Source organism: Mycetocola sp. Y719, from assembly GCF_056713205.1.
Map to the genome: position 1 here is coordinate 403,627 of NZ_JBWYGY010000002.1, position 17,533 is coordinate 421,159.

Below are 17,533 nucleotides of genomic sequence, written 5' to 3' on the forward strand. Positions count from 1 at the left end.
GCATCCGTCGTCCCCAGGGGTCCGTGCCGGAGGAACGACGCGGTCCCTAGTCGCAGGCCGTGATCCGGTAGAGGACCTTGTCGCCCTCGCGGTCGATCTCCTCCACGACCCCTGAGTCAGCGAGATCGAGGAGGCCCCGGTAGTTGGTCGTGCTGTCGAAGGAGAGCACTCCGCCGGCGTCCCTCGTGTACACGCCGAAATCGAGGACGTATCCGACGCCGAGTTCCCTGACGGCCTCGCAGACGGCTGGGTCGGTTGCCGCCTCGTTGAGGTGCATGTTGATGAGAACGTGTGACGGCTCCGCTGACACGTTGAAGTGAGGGTTGAGGACGTGCCGGTCGCCGACGACGTAAGCCAGCGACGCACCGGTCCAGGGGTTCCCGGCGACGACGGCATCCTCAGGGACGTTCTCGTGGAGTCGTTCGAGGAGGGTGCGTTCATCGATCGACAGGATCGGCGACCACTCCGTCATGGCGTACTTCGGCTGTGCCTCGGCCACTGCGGCCTGCATTCCGGCCTGGGTGGTGGCCAAGAGCAGCGCGCCGGCGATCACAGGGGCGATCACGGACGCCTTGCCTGCGCGGAGCCTGGCGTTGAGCTCAGGCGAGAGCCGTTTCACGGCGAAGTTCCAGACCGCGACCACTCCGAGCACAGCGATCGGGGCCGAAATCGTGGCGAGGAGGGCTGTCAGCCGCGGCGGGTCCTTGTAGAAGAGGCCGATGGCGACGTTGCGCAGGTCACCGTACGGCAGGGAAGCGGAGACGATGAAGAGGATGGCCGCGACGGCCCACATCCCCGCGATCCACCATCGTCCGCCTCGCACGACAGACACGAGGCCGATGAGGGTGAGGACGCTGACAACCACTGCAGGCGCCGCTCCCTCCCGTGAGTTGCTGAACAGCTCGACCAGGGCGTAGAACGGGGTCGCGTATGCATCCCACGGAGCCGTGTTCCCGAGCCGGCCGATGACGTACCAGGCGACTGCGAGGACGCCGACGGCGAGTGCACCGGCAAGAACCGCCGTCCATCGGATCCGCGGCGACGGATGGTTCCGCCAGAGACGGATCACCACCGCGATGAGCACGGGGACCAGCATCGCCGCCCACGCGAACACCGCCGCGGATTGTGCAAGTCCCATGGCCGCGACCGTTGCCGCGAGCGCCAGGGCGCGGAGCAGAGCCGGCTCCTCTGACGGGAACGAGGCCAGCCGGGTGAACGACAGCGCGAGGGCGAGGGCCAGGGGGATGAAAGCGAGAGCGAGGAAGTACGGGTACAACACGCCGTAGTCGAGCGGAAGCAGTGGGAATCCGGGGAGGGCGGCGCTGACGATGCCTGCGGCGGCGATGGCGACGCGGCTTCCCGGCGCGACGACGCGGGTCAACGCCATGACTCCGGCCGGCCACGCACCGGCGGCGACGACGATGTTCACCATGTTGGCGGCGACGAGGACGCTCCCGCCCGACGATGCAGACACGAGCGACACGACGCCGTGCCACGCGGCCGGGTAGAAGCTCGATGTGCCCTCCGGCAGGATCAGTCCGCTGAGATGGAACGACGACGCGTTCGCCGTGTCGAGGATGAACTTGGTGCCGTTGAGGTGGAACGCGGCGTCGAAGGTCTGCGACATGTTTCCCGGTTCGCCGAAGACCACGATCAGCTGGACGGTGATCACGAGGGCGGCGACAACGAGTGCCGCCACCGTCCAGCCGGTGGTGACGGCGTTGCGCTGGACGCGCGGGCGTGTCCATGTGCCGGCGAGGAGGCGGCGGGCAATGGCGACGACGACTCCGAGCACGGCGATGGCCAGAAGCACAGCGGGGACGGACCAGGCCAGGTTCACGAAGGGGAACGCGATGCCGAGGACGGCGATCACCGCGACGGACACGGCGGGGGCGGCCACGTACAGCAGGAACCCGCGCGCGCCGGCCGCGAACAGCAACGCAAGGCCGGGCAGGTAGAGAACTCCGACGGCGACGACGAGCACCGGGAGGGCGAGAAGCCAGCTCACCTCGTCATCTCGGCTGTCGCACGCAATGGCCTGACGATCATGACTGCTGACCCTGCCGGGTGAATACCGAGGCATCCCACGCGGATGTCACCATGTCCGCCAGGCTCAGTCGGGCGCGCCAGCCGAGCTCGACGCTCATCCGTGACACGTCGGCGACGACGGCAGCAGGGTCACCCGGCCTGCGGTCCATCAGAAGCGGGGTGAACACGCTCCCCGATGCCGTGGAGAGCTGGGTGAGGACGTCGAGCACGCTCGCCCCTTCGCCCGTTCCGACGTTCAGCACCGTTGATCGCTCGGGAGCTGCCGCCAGGTGATCGAGTGCGGCGATGTGGGCGTCGGCCAGGTCGAGCACATGCACGTAGTCCCTGACGCCTGTGCCGTCCGGTGTGTCGTAGTCGTGCCCGAAGACGCGGGGCTGCTCGCCGCGGTGAACGGCGTCGATGGCGAGTGTGAGGAGGTTCATCGGCATGGTGTCACCGAGGTCGCGCCACCCCGCTCCTGCGACGTTGAAGTAGCGCAGGCTGGCCGTGTTGATGCCCAGAGCGTGCCCGGCGGCCGCCACGAGCCATTCTCCGGCGAGTTTGGTCTCCCCGTATGGGTTGATGGGCCGGGGTGGCGTGTCCTCGGAAACAGGCGACGTTTCTGGGTTGCCGTACACCGCTGCGGAGGACGAGAAGACCACCCTGTCGACGGCCGTGCCCTCGAGGGCGGAGAGGACGTTCGCCAGGCCGCCGACGTTCTCCCGGTAGTACCGGGCCGGCTGTTCGACGGACTGCCCGGCCTGCTTCAGTGCCGCGAGGTGGACGAGCGCGGTGACCTCGTTCTCGTCGATGAACGCGCGGAGAGCACGAGGGGCGTCGTCTCCGGCCAGATCGATCACACCGAGCGGGACGTTGCCGATCCGTGTGGGGTCGCCGTTGGCGAGGCTGTCGACGACGACAACGTCTTCGTTCCTCTCCAGGAGGAGCCGGACGACGTGACTACCGATGTATCCGGCGCCGCCGGTAACGAGAACTGACACCCGTCAATAGTAGTAGTCGGCTTCTGGGAGAGTCCGAAGGACCCTCAGGCGCCGTCGTCGCTGAAACCGCGGGCGATCAGGCGGCGGTACAGAACGGTCCGAATGCGCACAGGAACGAAGCGATAGAGGCCACGGACGGCGAGGTTGCGGCAGAACTGTGCCCTGGTCGTGAAACGGATGGTGCGGAGGGCGCGCTGGAGGTTCAACTCGGCTTCGAACTGCTTGCGCCCGCCTCGCCTCGAGTACGCGCCTGCGCCGACCCTGTACATCAGCAGAGCGTCAGGAAGGTTGTCGACGCGCGCACCGGAGTGGATCATTCGGGCGAACAGCCAGTAGTCCTCCATCAGGCCGATGTCCTCGTACCCGCCCGCCCGTTCGACGGCGGCGCGGCGGTACATCACGGTGGGGTGGTTGAACGGGTCGTGGAACCGCGCATACTTCGCGATCGCGTCTGCGCCGGTCGGAGGGGTTCTGCGACCGATGACAGCACTCGTGTCATCGGCGAATTCGAGCATGCCGGTTCCGACGAGGTCGAAGCCTTCGTGCACCTTCGCCAGCTGGCGTTCGAACCGGCTCGACAGGGAGACGTCGTCCGCGTCCATGCGCGCCACGATGTCGAACGAACACGCGGCGAGGCCGGCGGTGAGCGCGTTCGCGAGGCCGCCGCGTTCAGGGATCCGGAGGTGGACGACCGGGACGTTCGTCGAGGCGATGGCGCTCGCCACCGCCGCCTCGAGGGCCTCAGGCACCGCTCCGTCCTGGACGAGGACGACCTCGTCCGGTGGGAGGGTCTGCGCGGCGACCGAGCTCGAGAATGCCCTGGCGAAATGCTCAGGTTCGTCCTTCTCGTAGACGGGCAGGAGAAGAGAGAACGGGGCGGGGCGCTGCGGGGTGTCCGTGCCGGTCATGCGTGCCGACGCCCGAGAACGGCGAGAATGTCATCCGGCACGCCTGCGCCGGCGAGGACCTCGGTGTTCGGGCGCGGGTTCCGGCCGAAACCTTCCTTCAACCCGGAGGAGAGCCCTGCCCGGAGTGTCCGCCTGTCCTGTGACAGCCGGAACGTCCTGGCCCAGCGCAACGCTGAAGCACCGATGTAGAGGATCTTCTCCCCCACGCTGAGCGCGGGCGATTTCCGGAACAGCCACACCTTGTTGCGGACTTCGAGTCGGAATCGCGGGCCGGGGTCGACATCGGTCGACGCCAGCGCCTTCGTCTTGTGGACGACACGACTCGCAGGAACGCTCAACCCCACCCCGTGGCGAAGCAGCCTGGCGCTGAACTCGAAGTCGTCGTTCCAGAGGAAGTAGTCGACGACGGGGAAACCGCGTCGGATGATGGCGTCTGCACGGTACATCGACGAGACGAACGACAGCGAGCGCACGGCGACCGCGTCGATACGCGACGCCAGGTCCTTCTCCCTGCGCCCGGCGAACGGGTTGCGGCGCGGCGTGTTCATCGGGTGCTCGACACCGTTGGTCCACACCACCCGCGACCCGACGGCGCACAGGTCGTCGCTGTCGTAGCGTTCGACGGCGTCGAGCAGGGAACCGAGTGCGTCCGGCTCCGGGATGGTGTCGTCGTCCATCACCCAGACCCAGTCGGGGTCGTGACGTGCGATCGCCGCGGCCATCCCGACCGCGAAACCGCCTGCGCCTCCGGTGTTGGTGGAGAGTTCGATGAGTGTCGCCGTCGGTGCCACCTCACGGACGACGGCCGCAGAGTCGTCGCTGGATGCATTGTCGACGACGACGATGGCATCCGGGACACGCGACTGGGAGTGCAACCCGGCCAGGACCTCGATGAGGAGGTCGCGACGGTTGTAGGCGACGACAACCGCAACTACCTGACGACTGCGCACCCTGTGTTCCTCCCCGGGCCGCCGTCGCGGCCACACGCCAGTTTACCCGCCCCTCCCGGAGCGGGTGACCTGTGGGTCAGCCTCAGCCTCGCCAGACGCCGCGGGCAGCCGACCAGTACAGCGTGCCGTTCTGGAACTTCTGCGAGCGTGTGCCGTCGGCGTTGGCGAGGTAATCGCCCGTCGGGTATCCCAGCGAACCGGTCGGGCCGCCGAGCGCCGTGTATGCAGCGCCGATCTTCCCTGTGGTCAGCCTGAGGCCCGCCGAGCTCGTCCAATAGGCGACGCCGGCCTGGAGCTTCTGCGAGAACCCCCCAGGGTGGACGACGGTCGACTGCGTCGGATATCCGTACGTTCCACCTGTGCCAGTGAGCTTCGCGTAGCCGGTGGCGATGTCGGTGAGCATGTACTGCGACCCTGTCGCGGACGACCAGTAGATGATGCCCTTCTGGAACTGCTGCGATCGGCCGCCGTCCTTGCGGTAGGTGTAGTCGCCTGTCGGGTAGCCCAGCAGACCGCTCGGACCGCCGAGGGCGGTGTATGCCGCACCGATCTTCCCTGTTGTCAGCCGCGCTCCGGTTGCCGGCGACCAGTAGACGCTTCCCGCCTCGAGGTTCTGGCCGAAGCCCCCTCCTGCGTAGGACTTCGCAGCGCTTGTCGGGTACCCGTACGGTCCGGTGACACCGCCCTGGCTCTCATAGCCCTCGTTGAACTCGCTGAGCATGAAGTGGGCGCCGTTCCCGGTAGACCAGTAGTAGGTCCCCTTCTCGAACACCTGGCTTCGTCCGTCGTCCGGCGCGACGCCGTAGTCTCCTGCGGGGAATCCGAGCGCGCCTGACGGGCCGCCGAGCGCTTCGTAGTTCCTACCGATCACGCCGGTGGTCACACGCGCCCCGGTCGTCGGCGACCAGTACATGGTGCCGTTCTCGAACGTCTGGGTCCGCCCGATGGTCGCGACAGTTCCGTATGCGCCTGTGGGGAGGCCGAGTGAGCCGTCTGCCCCTCCGAGCGCGTCGTGCGCGGCGCGGATGAGTCCTGTGGTGAAGATGGCGCCGGTCGCCTCGGTCCAGTAATAGGTGCCGTTCTCGAACGTCTGGCTCCTGGCGCCGCTGGAGTAGTACGTGTACTCGCCGGTCGGGTACCCGAGAGGCCCGGCGCCTCCGCCTGCGTCCGCGTGGTCACGTCCGATCCGGCCTGTCGTCTTGGTGATGACGCCAGACGGAGTCCGGTACACCCAGTAGTTGGTGAATCGCTGGCCCATGCCGCCGTCGCCATAGGTCTTGGCGGGTTCGACCGGCTGGCCGAGCACTGTCGCGTTCTTGTCGTAGTACGCGGCGAGGCTCGCGTGCACACCGGTGCCGCGCGTGGATCCGAACCACGACGTGAAATAGTTGAAGAAGTTCCTGTTGCCGTATGCGGAGCACTTGTCCCCGGTGCCGGAACCGGCGCGGATGGCAGCGGCGTTCGGCTGGTACGGCGTGTAGTAGTAGAGGCTCGCCGTCGCCTTGTTGGCGACGTAGACGTTGCCTGAGCCACAGGATGCGTTGGGGTGCCACTGGATCGGAACGGTCTTGCCCGGCCCGAACCAGGTGAAGTACTTCGATGTCCCCGGCGGGTTGGTGTAACGGATCAGCTGTGACCCCGCCTTGTAGACCTGGTTGAAGAATCCGTAGTACTGGGTGTCGCACGGGGCGGTGTCCGGGCAACCGTAGCCCATGGCGATCCGGTACTTGCCCGTGGTCGGGTTGGTGGTCGTGACCAGCCCCTGTTCCTTCTCCAGCATCACCATGAAGACCTGTGGGTTGATCCCGCAGGCTTTGGCGACCTTGTAGATGATCCTGGCGGCGGTCTCAGACGTAGCGCCCGAATATGCCGAGCACATGGCGTCGGCTGGGCGGTCGTAGCTCGCTGCCTTGTAGCTCTTCAGGCAGAGTGCCCCGACCTTGCAGGAGGCACCCTTCGTGGTGAGGAAGGACTGGATGCCTGCCTCGGTCATGGCCGCATCGTTGTAGAAGACCGCATCGTCGATGATGTTGCCCGCGCTGAATCCGGCGGCTGAAGCTGAGGGAGTCTGGGACTGAGGGTGTGGAGCCGCCACGAAGATCGCGGCCACGAGCAGGCCGACGATGAATAACGCGGTCGCGCGCGCGCGAGAGATCCCTCTTACCCCAGACATGGTCCCTATCGTATGTGCATGTATGCATCCGCGCGCTCCCCGGAAAGGGTGGTACGTCGTGTCGCATAGATTGGTACAGGCGAACAACACGAAGAAAGAGGCGGTTCTGCAATGGCAACGACGCTGCGGATGGTGGTCGATCAGATGATAACGCCGGTCCCGAACGGAATCTCGCGGTACGCCGAAGAACTGGCCCGTGCCCTCGTCCAGACGGCCCCACGCGGCTGCACGGTGGAAGGGATCGTGTCCGCGCTTGGACCAGAGAAGATCTCGCTCATCGAGGAGGCTCTTCCCGGGCTGACCCAGTTGCACCGGACGACTCTCCCCCGCCGCGAGCTGGCGGCGGCCTGGCAACTCGGCATCGTCCCGACGCTCGGCACGGGCATGATCCACTCCCCCAGCCTCCTTGCCCCGCTGCGCAAGCACGAGCGGGAGTTCGACCAGACCCAGATCGTCGTCACCATCCACGACACCCTCGCCTGGACCCACCCGAAGTCGCTGACTCCGACGAGCGTGGCCTGGCACAAGGCGATGGCGAAGCGGGCACGGAAGCACGCTGATGCGATCGTCGTTCCCACGCACGCCGTCGCCGAGCAGCTCGCCGACATCATCGATTTCGGCGACCGGATCCGGGTGATCTCGGGCGCAGTGGCATCCGATCTGACACTGCCTGCGGATGCCGACGAACGGGCGGCAAGTCTCGACCTGCCCGCGGAGTACGTCCTCTCCGTCGGAACCCTCGATCCCCGCAGGGGGCTGACACCGCTGATCACCGGACTCGGGCAGCCGGGAGCACCGGACATCCCCCTCTTGGTCCTCGGTCCTGACTCGTGGGGTGAGCTGTCCCTCGCGGCCGTCGCAGACGAGGCGGGGCTCCCCGAGGGACGCGTGAGGGCACTGGGGTACCTGTCGGACGCGGACCTCGCCGTCGTCCTCGACCGGGCGAGCGTCTTCGTCTATCCGAGCCTCCATGAGGGCTTCGGACTGCCCCTGATCGAGGCGTTCACGTTCGGGACTCCCGTTGTGCACTCGGACGATCCTGCGCTCGTCGAGGTCGCCGGCGGTGCAGGTGTCGCTGTCGAGCGGGGCGGGAAGGGCTATCCGGAACGCCTCACCGCAGCGATCGCGTCGATCCTCGAGGACGGCTCGAGCGCGTCGCGGTTGCGGATCGCGGGACAGGACCGCGCCCGCGCGTTCAGCTGGCGGGATTCAGCCGAACGGGTCTGGGCGCTCCACGCCGACCTCTAGCGAACGGACTCCTGCAGGTAGGGGAGGATCTCCGTCCCGAGCGCCGTCGAGAACGTCGCGCTCAGGTGGTGACTGTCGCGGTAGACGAGGACATCCCCCAGGATGACCGGGCACGCGGTTTCGTCACAGAGATACCCGTTGAGGTCGAGATACACCCCGCCTCCGTCCTGAGCCGCGTCCCGTTCCGCCTGGCCGACCGCCGGCCACAACGAGGTCTCCTGGCTTCCGGCGCACGCGAGCGCATCCCCGGTATGCCCTGAAAGACACGTCGACGGGGCGATGTCGAAGTGGGGGGTGTCCCCGATGACGATGACTCGTAACGTCGGCGACAGGGCCGCGATCGTGGCCCGCATCGAGTCGCGCCACATCGGGGCGAACGAGTCCTCATCAGGGTCACCGACACTCACGGCGAAATTGGACAGGACGACGATGTCTGGCGGATCGGCCACCAGAGCGTCGATGACGCCGTCGCGCCACTGCCCACACTCCGGGTACGGCAGTTCGGGGACCCCTGTCGGCGTGATCGCGGACGGGCAGGAACTCTTCGTGTGGCTGGTGAGCAGGATGTCGCCGCGCTCGGCGAGGTCGGCGAAGGCCGGATACCACTGCGCTGCGTGCGAGTCCCCGAAGAGAGCGACGCTGAGAGGCGCCGCCTCGGTCCCGACCGTGCAGCCGGTGACGTCTGTCTCCGTTTCGGAGAGGTGGCATCCGCTGGCGTAGATCTCGGGGTTGTCTGAGCTCGCCTCCCGCAGACTCGGACGGAGGTTGTCCGGGACGAATGTCGTGGCATCGAGTCCGGCGGAGACGTCGAGGGTGGGCGCACTCCGGCCGGCCTGCAGCGGCAGGGCGTCGACGGCCCGCGCGGCTCCCACCAACAGGACGACGACGACGAGAGTGGTCGCAAGCGCGGCGAAAAGGGTGGCGCGAGGGGGCCTGGAAGTGAGCGGCTTCCAGGTGCGCGCCGGATTCTCGACGAAGCGGTAGAGAAGCCAGGCCAGCGGAAGGCTCGCAAGCCCGAGCAGAAGGGTCAACGCCAGTGGCAGTTCCTCCTGGTCGCTCAGGGCGATCTGCGGGATCATGAGCAGCGGCCAGTGGACGAGGTACATGGAATAGGACAGAGCCCCGATGAACACCATGGGCCTGACGCTGAGCGCCGAGCTTGCCGTCCAGCGGCCGGTCGGCGCCGAGCCGGCGAGGATGACCATCCCCGTTGCCACCACAGGGAGGATCACCGCTGTGCCTGGGAAGACGGTGGTGTCGTCGTAGAGCACGCCGCAGGCCACGACACCGGCGAGTCCCAGCCAGCCCAGAATCCCGCTCGCGCGCGCGGGCATCCTGATCCTGGTGGAGGTCACGGCGTACGCGATCAGCCCGCCGAGTGCGAACTCCCACGCACGAGTGGGCATCATGAAGAACGCCCACGGCTGGGCGCGCGCCGTCAGCCACACGCACAGGATGAGCGACAGGACGAAGGTCGAAGCGAGTGCGATCAGGATGCCCCTGTTCGACTTCCGCATGAGCAGGAAAGCGACGACGAGGACGGCGGGCCAGAGCAGGTAGAACTGTTCCTCGACTCCGAGGGACCAGTAGTGCTGGAAGATGGACGGGTTCGGGTCCGACAGGTAGTCGACGCTGCGGGTGGCGAACTGGAAGTTGGGCACGTACAGCGCGGTCGCGAGAGCGTCCTTGAGAACCGGCGTCAGGATCAGCGGTGGGATGAAGACCAGGGCTGCCACCGTCGACAGCACGAGCACCGCGAATGATGCGGGGAGGATCCGCCGGATCCTCCGTGCATAGAAGTCACCGAAATCCACGCGCCCGCGCCCGGCGATCGAGCCGAGCAGGTGCGCTGTGATCAGGAACCCGGAGATCACGAAGAAGACGTCGACACCGATGTACCCGCCGGACAGACCAGGGAGGTGCGCGTGGTAGAGGACGACCAGCAGGACGGCCACTGCCCTGAGGCCCTGGATGTCCGGGCGGAACCTCACCGGGCGGAATCCGGGGACGCTCTCGCTGTGGCGGGGCTCCACGGTTTCTTTCAGTGACACGACAAGAAGTTTAGACGGGGCAGCTGTGCTCCCCTGTCCGCACTATTTCGGGGTCGGCGTCGATGTCGGCGGGTAGAGGTCTGCCCGGATGAGGGCGCGGATCGCGTCGAAGTCGTCGAAGTCGCGTTCGTCGGGGATGATGCCGTTCGCCGGGGTGAGCTCGACCGAACTCGTCGGCTGTTCCTTCGACTTCATCGCGAGGTTGCCGAAATAGCCGAGCATGTCCTGCGGGATGTCTGTGCGCATCACCTGGGTTCCGGCCTGCGCGATGGCCTGGAACTTCGAGAGCACGTTCGCCGGGGTGAACTGGTCGAGGATCGCGGCCTGCAGTTCACGCTGCCGCGCCATCCGGTCGTAGTCGCTCGTGTTGTGCCTCGACCGGGCGTACCACTGGGCGTAATACCCGTTGAGGGTCCTCGTCCCGGGTTCGATCCACTCGTCGACCCCCTGGAGGTTCTCGTCCCCACCGATCGGCAGTCGTTTCTTCACGGTGATCTCCACTCCGCCGAGCGCATCGATCAGGGCACTGAAGCCCTGCATGTCGATGAGCGCGTAGTACTGGATCTCGAGCCCGGTGATGCCCTCGGCTGCTTCCTTCGTCGCTTCGACACCCGCGCTCGACGTCTTCGACGCGGCATCGGGGTACAGATCCTTGTGGCGCAGATCCGCCTCGGTGTAGATGGAGTTGAGCTTGCACGCGCTCACGTCGCACTCCCGGTAGCCGTTCGGGTAGAGCTCTGCCATCGGGGAGTCTTCCGAGAACGGCACGTTCCGCATGTCGCGGGGCAGGCCGATCATCGTCATCCGGCCGGTCTCAGCGTCAAGAGACACCACGGAGATGCTGTCGGGGCGGAGTCCCTCACGGTCCGGTCCGGCGTCTGCGCCGAGAAGGAGGATGTTGTATCGGCCGTCGACGGGGGGAACGGATGCCCCGTTCCCGAAGATGGACTGCAGGGTACCGCGGGTGATTCCCGCGTAGTAGGCCCCTGCCGTCGCCGTGCCGACGGAGACGACGAGGAGCAGAACGGTGCACGCCGCGATCCAGAATCGTGCGCCAGGCGCCGCGCGGACGATCCGGACCAGCCTGAGCGTGTCGATGGTGAGCACGAGCCAGAGCACCGCGTACGCCGCCAGGAGCAGCTGGACGCCGGTGAGCACCCACGAGTTGGTCACGATGGTGAGCGCTGCCGTCCGCCAGAGGAACCAGGCCAGAACGGCGAGGATGCCGAGAAGCCACATGAACAGGGTGGCGGCGAGTCCGAGCCGGCCGAGGCGGCGGTTGCCTGCGAGCACCTGGACCGAGCCGGGGATGAGGAAGTTGAGGGTGACGAGCCACCAGGCACGCCTGGTCATCAGTGCGGTGGCCTTGAGGTCCGGATGGCGGATCGGACTGGCCGCGTAGACGCTCATAGGGTGGACTTGAGGGCGCGATTCTTCTCGTCGACCTGCGCGGCGAGCGCGGACGAGAAGTCCGCCAGCCTGACCGTGAGCTCACGGTCGGCGGTTGCGAGGATCTTCACGGCGAGCAGGCCGGCGTTCCTGGCCCCGCCGATCGACACCGTGGCGACAGGCACGCCCGCCGGCATCTGCACGATGGAGAGCAGGGAGTCGAGGCCGTCGAGCTTCGCCAGCGGCACAGGCACGCCGACGACGGGAAGAGTGGTGACGGATGCCAGCATCCCTGGCAGGTGGGCGGCACCGCCTGCTCCGGCGATGATCACCTTCAGTCCGCGCGACTCGGCATCCCGACCGTACGCGATCATCTTCTCCGGCGTACGGTGCGCACTCACGACCTCGACCTCGTGGCCGACCCCGAATTCGGAGAGGACCTCGCTGGCGGCAGCCATCACCGACCAGTCGGAGTCGCTGCCCATGACGACGCCGACAAGAGGGCGCGGAGAATCGTGAAATGGCATGAAGCCCATGCTAAATGTCAGTCCTGAAAAAACGCCGCTGCGGCGCGCGCTTCATAGGCGACCACGTCGAGGTCGCGGCCGCTCGCGTTGACGTGGCCGACCTTGCGCCCCGGCCTGGGGTCCTTGCCGTAGTTGTGGATCTTCGCCGTCGGATGGAACTCCATCGCGCTCGCGTACCGGTCGGCGAGCGCGCCCCCGACCGGCCCTCCGAGAATGTTGACCATCACGGTGTGCGGTTCGCAGCATCCTGTCGCACCGAGCGGGAGGTCGAGCACGGCCCGCAGGTGCTGCTCGAACTGGCTCGTGGTCGACCCGTCCTGGGTCCAGTGCCCCGAGTTGTGCGGCCGCATGGCGAGTTCGTTGACGAGGAGCCTGTCGTCGGTCGTCTCGAACAGTTCGACGGCGAAGACCCCGGTGACACCGAGCCCCCCTGCGACGTCTGTGGCGATCTGGGCAGCCACCTCGGCGACACGCCCCACGGAGCCGGGCGCGGGGGCGATGACCTCGGCGCAGACTCCGTCGCGCTGGACGGACTCGACGACCGGCCAGAGCACGAGCTCGCCCGACGGCCGGCGTGCGGCCAGCTGGGCCAGTTCACGGCGGAAGTCGACGAGTTCCTCGACGAGCAGGGCGTCACCCGCTCCGTTCTCGGCGAGGACCGTGAACCAGTCGTCCGCGTCGCGGGCGGATGAGACGACCCTGACGCCCTTGCCGTCGTATCCGCCCCGTGGGGTCTTCACCACGGCACGTCCGCCGTTGTCGTCGAGGAACGCCTGCAGCTCGTCCGGCGTCTCGACACGGGCCCAGACGGGGACGGGCAGGCCGAGGTCGCTGAGCTTCTGGCGCATGAGCAGTTTGTCCTGCGCGTAGAGCAGTGCGTCAGGTCCGGGGTGGACGGCGACGCCGGCGTCGACGAGACGGCGGAGAACGTCCTGTGGAACGTGCTCGTGGTCGAAGGTGATGACGTCGACGTCCTCGGCGAACCGGAGCACGGTGTCGGCGTCGTGATAGTCGCCGACGCCTGTCGCTGCGAGCTGGGCGGCCATGCCGTCCGCCTCGGCGAGCACACGGAGTTCGATGCCGAGGTTCACCGCTGCCGGGATCATCATCCGGGCGAGCTGTCCGCCGCCAATCACTCCAACACGGACCACGGCCGTCGCCTCCCAGCGGTAGATGTCACTTCTGCAGCGCAGGGAACTCCCAGCGGGAACCACCGGAGAGTCGCATAAACTGCGTACGCCAGCCTATCCTCGCGCACGGCGCACCGGCATCCACTCGAGCCCCTTCCGAACCGGAGCAGGACATGACCCGAACCGCGCCGCCCGGCCGCGCGCGACGCCTCATGACCCAGGCGATCCAGTTCGGTATCGTCGGCGCCGCCGGGCTGCTCGTCGACCTGATGGTCTTCAACGCGCTCCGGCTGACCCTGCTCTCGCCCGAAAACGTGCATACGGGTCCACTCATCGCGAAGATCATCTCCACGCTGCTCGCGATCGTCACCAACTGGCTGGGGAACCGCTACTGGACCTTCTCCGGCGAGCGCCAGTCGAACACCGCCAGGGAGGGTGTCGAGTTCTTCGCGGTGTCGCTAGCCGGGATGGGGATCGGCCTGGGCTGCCTGTGGCTGTCGCACTACGGGCTCGGCTTCACGTCCGTTCTCGCAGACAACATCTCGGCGAACGTCATCGGGCTCGGCCTCGGCGCCGTCTTCCGGTTCACGCTCTACCGCTACTGGGTGTTCGCACCGGGCAGGCAACTGTCGCCAGACACGGGAGGCGTTCGGGCGGGTCAGAACGCGGTGGTCACCGTTCCGAGCGAACCGGCCTGATTCCCGAGGACCACCTGGTTCTTCTCGATCAGATCCTGCAGGGTGTCGAGCACCTGGTCCGCTCCGGGGAGGTCGCGGAGGACGAGCGGCTTCTCCACCCCCGAACTGATCACGATGTCGCCCGAGCGGAACGCGCTCTGCAGCCACGTGCGCTTGAGCGTGACGTGGTAGCCGCGGCTGTGGAAGATCTCCCTGCGCTCCCGGACGAAGAACCCGCGACGCGCGATCACCCGCCTGGTCGTGATGGTGCAGCGGTGGTTGAGCCAGAAGATGTATGGGAAGAGCACGAGCAGGACGAAGAGCGCAGCGGCCCCCGCGACGATCGCGATGTGCTGCCAGGTCTCGGAGAACAGGCTGATGCCGTAGACGGCGACGCCGGGAAGCACGATCAGCAGGAGAGCCGGCCAGAACAGGGCGCGGGCGTTGGGGCGCAGTCGAGCGACCACTCGTTCGGTGGGGACAACGGATCGCTGGCCGTCATGAGGCAGGCTCGACGGAGCGCTCGGGTACTCGACCATGCTTCATTCCTACCACCGGCCATGCCGGGCGACCGACCGCACCGCCGCCTCCCGGCGTTCTGATCGCGGCATCCGCGAGCCCAGCCGGCTACCGCGAACGGAGGTGGGTGATGTCACCGGCCGAGATCGGCGTGAGATCCGGGGACCCGTCGGCCTGGACGACGATCCGTCCGGAGACGTCGATACCGCGGGCCATCCCCGCGAGCACGTTGCCGCCGGGGAGTTCGACGCTGACCCTCGCACCGATCGTGCCGCACGCCTCGGTGACGGCCGCCTGCAGTCCGCTGGCCTGAGCGTCCCCGCCCGCGGCGCGGAAGGCGTCGAGCAGGCCGCGGAACTCTCTGAGGTAGGTCTCCAGCACGAGGTCGGCGTCCGGATGCTCCGCCCCGGCAACGGCGAGCGAGGTCGCGGTCGGGACAGGCAGCTGATCCTCGGTCATGCTGAGGTTCACTCCGGCGCCCACGACGACGCTGGGCGTCTCGCCGACGACGAGCTCGCTGAGCACACCGCAGATCTTCCGTCCGTCGACGAGCACGTCATTCGGCCACTTCAGCCAGACACCGTCGCTCGCGGGGAGGGATTCCCGCACGGCGCGGGTCATCGCGAGCCCGGCGGCGAGCGGAAGCCAGCCGAGCGCGTCGATCCGAAGCGAGGCATCCGCCCGGACGAGGACGGAGACGGCGAGCGTCGTGCTTGGCGGGCTCACCCACGACCGACCGAGACGACCACGGCCGGCGGTCTGATTGTCGGTGACGACGACGGAGAAGTCCGGCCACGCATCCGGATCTGCGGCAGCTGCGACGAGCACGTCATTGGTGGACGGGGTCTCGGACAGCACGACGAGGCGGGAGGCGACGGCGGAAGAACGGGGGAACTCGACAGTCATGGCACCACGATACGCGCCGTAATTCCACAAGGTGCCGACGACCTCCTTGTAGGCATCCGCCAACGGTATGCCAGTATCCCTGCACAGTAGAGTGAATAAGTGACCGAAGACGCAGCTACGCCCGACGCCCCCGACCTGTACACGACCGCCGGGAAGCTGGCCGATCTGAAGCAGCGATACCACGAAGCCGTGACGGCCTCAGGGGACGCCGCCATCGCCAAGCAGCACGCCAAGGGCAAGATGACCGCGAGGGAGCGGATCGCCGAGCTCCTCGATCCGGGCAGCTTCGTCGAACTGGACGAGTTCGTCCGGCACCGCACGCACGCCTTCGGCATGGAGAAGTCCCGGCCGTACGGCGATGCCGTCGTCACGGGCACCGGCACCATCCACGGCCGCCAGGTCGCCGTCTACTCGCAGGACTTCACCATCTTCGGCGGATCGCTCGGCGAGGTCGCCGGCGAGAAGATCATCAAGATCATGGACCACGCCCTGAAGACCGGCGTCCCGATCATCGGCATGCTCGACTCTGGCGGCGCCCGGATCCAGGAGGGCGTCGTCGCCCTCGGCAAGTACGGCGAGATCTTCCGCCGCAACACCGCCGCATCGGGAGTCATCCCGCAGATCTCGATCATCATGGGCCCCGCAGCCGGTGGCGCCGTGTACTCCCCCGCCCTCACCGACTTCGTGATCATGGTCGACAAGACCAGCCAGATGTTCGTCACCGGCCCGGACGTGATCAAGACCGTCACCGGCGAAGACGTCGGCATGGAGGAGCTCGGAGGCGCGCTCACCCACAACACCCGGTCGGGAGTCGCGCACTACCTCGCCAGCGACGAGTCGGACGCCCTCGATTACGCACGTACGCTCATCGGCTTCCTTCCAGACAACAACCTCGCAGAGCTCCCGGTCTACGAGAGCGAGGTCGAGCTGGAGACGACGGATGCCGATCGCAAGCTGAACACGATCATCCCCGACTCGCCGAACCAGCCATACGACGTCACCACGGTGATCGAGCACGTCGTCGACCACGGCGACTTCCTCGAGGTCCAGCCGCTGTTCGCCCCGAACATCGTCATCGGCTTCGCCAGGGTCGAGGGCCGCACCGTCGGCATCATCGCCAACCAGCCGAACGCCATGGCCGGTACCCTCAACATCGAGGCCGGTGAGAAGGCGTCCCGCTTCGTGCGGTTCTGCGACGCATTCAGCATCCCGATCCTCACCCTCGTCGACGTCCCCGGTTACCTGCCAGGCACCGACCAGGAATGGACAGGCGTGATCCGCCGCGGCGCGAAGCTCCTCTACGCCTACGCCGAGGCCACAGTGCCGCTCGTCACCGTCATCCTGCGCAAGGCCTACGGTGGGGCGTACATCGTCATGGGCTCCAAGCAACTCGGCGCCGACATCAACCTGGCCTGGCCGACAGCGGAGATCGCGGTGATGGGCGGCCAGGGAGCGGTCAACATCCTGTACCGCGGCGAGATCAAGCGCGCTGAGGCCGCAGGCGAGGACGTCGCCGCCGTTCGGACCAAGCTGGCCAACGAGTACACCTACAACGTCGCCAGCCCGTTCCTCGCCGCAGAGCGCGGTGAGCTCGACGGCGTGATCGAGCCGGCAGCGACCCGCGTCGCCATCATCAAGGCACTGCGTTCGCTCAAGGGCAAGCGCGCCAGCCTTCCGCCCAAGAAGCACGGGAACATCCCGCTGTGACCGGGCAGGAACCGCTCCCGCGACGCGCGAGGCGGCATGCGGCGGCGCCGGTCCGTACCGGGCTGTTCACTACGGACGAGACGGCAGAGCACGGCGTGAACGTCCGCATCCTCCGCGGCTCCCCGACCCCCGAGGAGATCGCGGCCGTGACCGCGGTGCTGACCGCAGCCGTCGTCGAGGAGGCGGGCCGTTCGGAGGCCGTTCCGTCCGATGGCCCTTCGGCCTGGCAGAGGAGCCAGCGCACGATGCGCTCACCGCTCACCGCAGGCGCAGGACGGTGGCGGAACTTCTCCGTCTGACCGGTCCCCCAAAGAGACGA

At 67.3% G+C, this 17,533-nt stretch carries 15 protein-coding genes; 4 read left to right on the top strand and 11 right to left on the bottom strand.

From position 1 onward, the window contains the following. Positions 1 to 46 precede the first annotated feature (46 nt). The 5 genes from AC1M0F_RS08285 to AC1M0F_RS08305 form a co-directional block, all read right to left on the bottom strand. Positions 47 to 2,008, bottom strand: a complete 1,962-nt coding sequence (locus AC1M0F_RS08285) for a DUF6541 family protein (protein ID WP_480237751.1) — start codon at positions 2,006 to 2,008, stop codon at positions 47 to 49. Positions 2,009 to 2,045: 37 nt separating this feature from the next. After that, positions 2,046 to 3,029 (bottom strand): UDP-glucose 4-epimerase GalE, encoded by a 984-nt coding sequence (gene galE / locus AC1M0F_RS08290; protein ID WP_480237752.1) that lies wholly within the window; start codon positions 3,027 to 3,029, stop codon positions 2,046 to 2,048. 44 nt (positions 3,030 to 3,073) lie between these two features. After that, positions 3,074 to 3,937: a glycosyltransferase gene (locus AC1M0F_RS08295; RefSeq protein ID WP_480237753.1), complete on the bottom strand. Its 864-nt coding sequence runs from the start codon at positions 3,935 to 3,937 to the stop codon at positions 3,074 to 3,076. After that, positions 3,934 to 4,887 carry a glycosyltransferase gene (locus tag AC1M0F_RS08300; protein ID WP_480237754.1) on the bottom strand — a complete coding sequence of 318 codons (954 nt, stop codon included), beginning with the start codon at positions 4,885 to 4,887 and terminating at the stop codon, positions 3,934 to 3,936. Before AC1M0F_RS08300 ends, AC1M0F_RS08295 begins: the two co-directional genes overlap by 4 nt. Before the next feature lie 82 nt (positions 4,888 to 4,969). After that, positions 4,970 to 7,060 (bottom strand): LGFP repeat-containing protein, encoded by a 2,091-nt coding sequence (locus AC1M0F_RS08305; protein WP_480237755.1) that lies wholly within the window; start codon positions 7,058 to 7,060, stop codon positions 4,970 to 4,972. 111 nt (positions 7,061 to 7,171) lie between these two features. Between AC1M0F_RS08305 and AC1M0F_RS08310 the strand changes: the two genes are divergently transcribed. Further along, a complete protein-coding gene (locus AC1M0F_RS08310; protein ID WP_480237756.1) occupies positions 7,172 to 8,308 on the top strand; it encodes a glycosyltransferase family 4 protein in 1,137 nt (378 codons plus the stop codon). Here the strand turns inward: AC1M0F_RS08310 and AC1M0F_RS08315 are convergent. From AC1M0F_RS08315 to AC1M0F_RS08330, 4 genes are read right to left on the bottom strand one after another with little or no spacing between them, the layout of a single operon-like run. Then, the gene (locus tag AC1M0F_RS08315; RefSeq protein ID WP_480237757.1) at positions 8,305 to 10,359 is read right to left on the bottom strand and encodes an acyltransferase family protein; all 2,055 of its coding nucleotides are present in this window, start codon (positions 10,357 to 10,359) and stop codon (positions 8,305 to 8,307) included. The two genes, AC1M0F_RS08310 and AC1M0F_RS08315, sit on opposite strands and share 4 nt — an antisense overlap. 42 nt (positions 10,360 to 10,401) lie before the next feature. Next, a complete protein-coding gene (locus AC1M0F_RS08320) occupies positions 10,402 to 11,769 on the bottom strand; it encodes an LCP family protein (RefSeq protein WP_480237758.1) in 1,368 nt (455 codons plus the stop codon). Beyond that, complete coding sequence (gene purE / locus AC1M0F_RS08325) at positions 11,766 to 12,275, bottom strand: 5-(carboxyamino)imidazole ribonucleotide mutase (RefSeq protein ID WP_480237759.1); 510 nt, start codon at positions 12,273 to 12,275, stop codon at positions 11,766 to 11,768. The genes AC1M0F_RS08320 and purE overlap by 4 nt, the downstream gene beginning before the upstream one ends. A gap of 17 nt (positions 12,276 to 12,292) precedes the next feature. After that, positions 12,293 to 13,426: a 5-(carboxyamino)imidazole ribonucleotide synthase gene (locus AC1M0F_RS08330; RefSeq protein ID WP_480237760.1), complete on the bottom strand. Its 1,134-nt coding sequence runs from the start codon at positions 13,424 to 13,426 to the stop codon at positions 12,293 to 12,295. 152 nt (positions 13,427 to 13,578) lie between these two features. Here AC1M0F_RS08330 and AC1M0F_RS08335 point away from each other — a divergent pair, with 152 nt between their 5' ends. Then, entirely contained in the window at positions 13,579 to 14,103 is a 525-nt protein-coding gene (locus tag AC1M0F_RS08335) for a GtrA family protein (RefSeq protein WP_480237761.1), read from the top strand. Here AC1M0F_RS08335 and AC1M0F_RS08340 read toward each other — a convergent pair. Beyond that, entirely contained in the window at positions 14,064 to 14,621 is a 558-nt protein-coding gene (locus tag AC1M0F_RS08340) for a PH domain-containing protein (RefSeq protein ID WP_480237762.1), read from the bottom strand. The two genes, AC1M0F_RS08335 and AC1M0F_RS08340, sit on opposite strands and share 40 nt — an antisense overlap. A gap of 88 nt (positions 14,622 to 14,709) precedes the next feature. Further along, on the bottom strand, positions 14,710 to 15,507 hold the full coding sequence (locus tag AC1M0F_RS08345; RefSeq protein WP_480237763.1) for a biotin--[acetyl-CoA-carboxylase] ligase: 798 nt from the start codon (positions 15,505 to 15,507) through the stop codon (positions 14,710 to 14,712). Positions 15,508 to 15,606: 99 nt separating this feature from the next. Here AC1M0F_RS08345 and AC1M0F_RS08350 point away from each other — a divergent pair, with 99 nt between their 5' ends. Together AC1M0F_RS08350 and AC1M0F_RS08355 are read left to right on the top strand one after the other, a co-directional pair. After that, entirely contained in the window at positions 15,607 to 17,214 is a 1,608-nt protein-coding gene (locus tag AC1M0F_RS08350; RefSeq protein ID WP_480237764.1) for an acyl-CoA carboxylase subunit beta, read from the top strand. After that, entirely contained in the window at positions 17,211 to 17,513 is a 303-nt protein-coding gene (locus tag AC1M0F_RS08355; RefSeq protein WP_480237765.1) for an acyl-CoA carboxylase subunit epsilon, read from the top strand. The genes AC1M0F_RS08350 and AC1M0F_RS08355 overlap by 4 nt, the downstream gene beginning before the upstream one ends. The last annotated feature ends 20 nt before the right edge of the window (positions 17,514 to 17,533 follow it).

What these genes read in the sequence shown, in the direction of transcription:
- AC1M0F_RS08340 (WP_480237762.1), bottom strand. Translation starts at nt 14,621, where the DNA reads ATGGTCGAGTACCCGAGCGCTCCGTCGAGCCTGCCTCATGACGGCCAG.
- AC1M0F_RS08310 (WP_480237756.1), top strand. Translation starts at nt 7,172, where the DNA reads ATGGCAACGACGCTGCGGATGGTGGTCGATCAGATGATAACGCCGGTC.
- AC1M0F_RS08345 (WP_480237763.1), bottom strand. Translation starts at nt 15,507, where the DNA reads ATGACTGTCGAGTTCCCCCGTTCTTCCGCCGTCGCCTCCCGCCTCGTC.
- AC1M0F_RS08335 (WP_480237761.1), top strand. Translation starts at nt 13,579, where the DNA reads ATGACCCGAACCGCGCCGCCCGGCCGCGCGCGACGCCTCATGACCCAG.
- AC1M0F_RS08320 (WP_480237758.1), bottom strand. Translation starts at nt 11,769, where the DNA reads ATGAGCGTCTACGCGGCCAGTCCGATCCGCCATCCGGACCTCAAGGCC.
- purE (WP_480237759.1), bottom strand. Translation starts at nt 12,275, where the DNA reads ATGCCATTTCACGATTCTCCGCGCCCTCTTGTCGGCGTCGTCATGGGC.
- AC1M0F_RS08305 (WP_480237755.1), bottom strand. Translation starts at nt 7,060, where the DNA reads ATGTCTGGGGTAAGAGGGATCTCTCGCGCGCGCGCGACCGCGTTATTC.
- AC1M0F_RS08295 (WP_480237753.1), bottom strand. Translation starts at nt 3,937, where the DNA reads ATGACCGGCACGGACACCCCGCAGCGCCCCGCCCCGTTCTCTCTTCTC.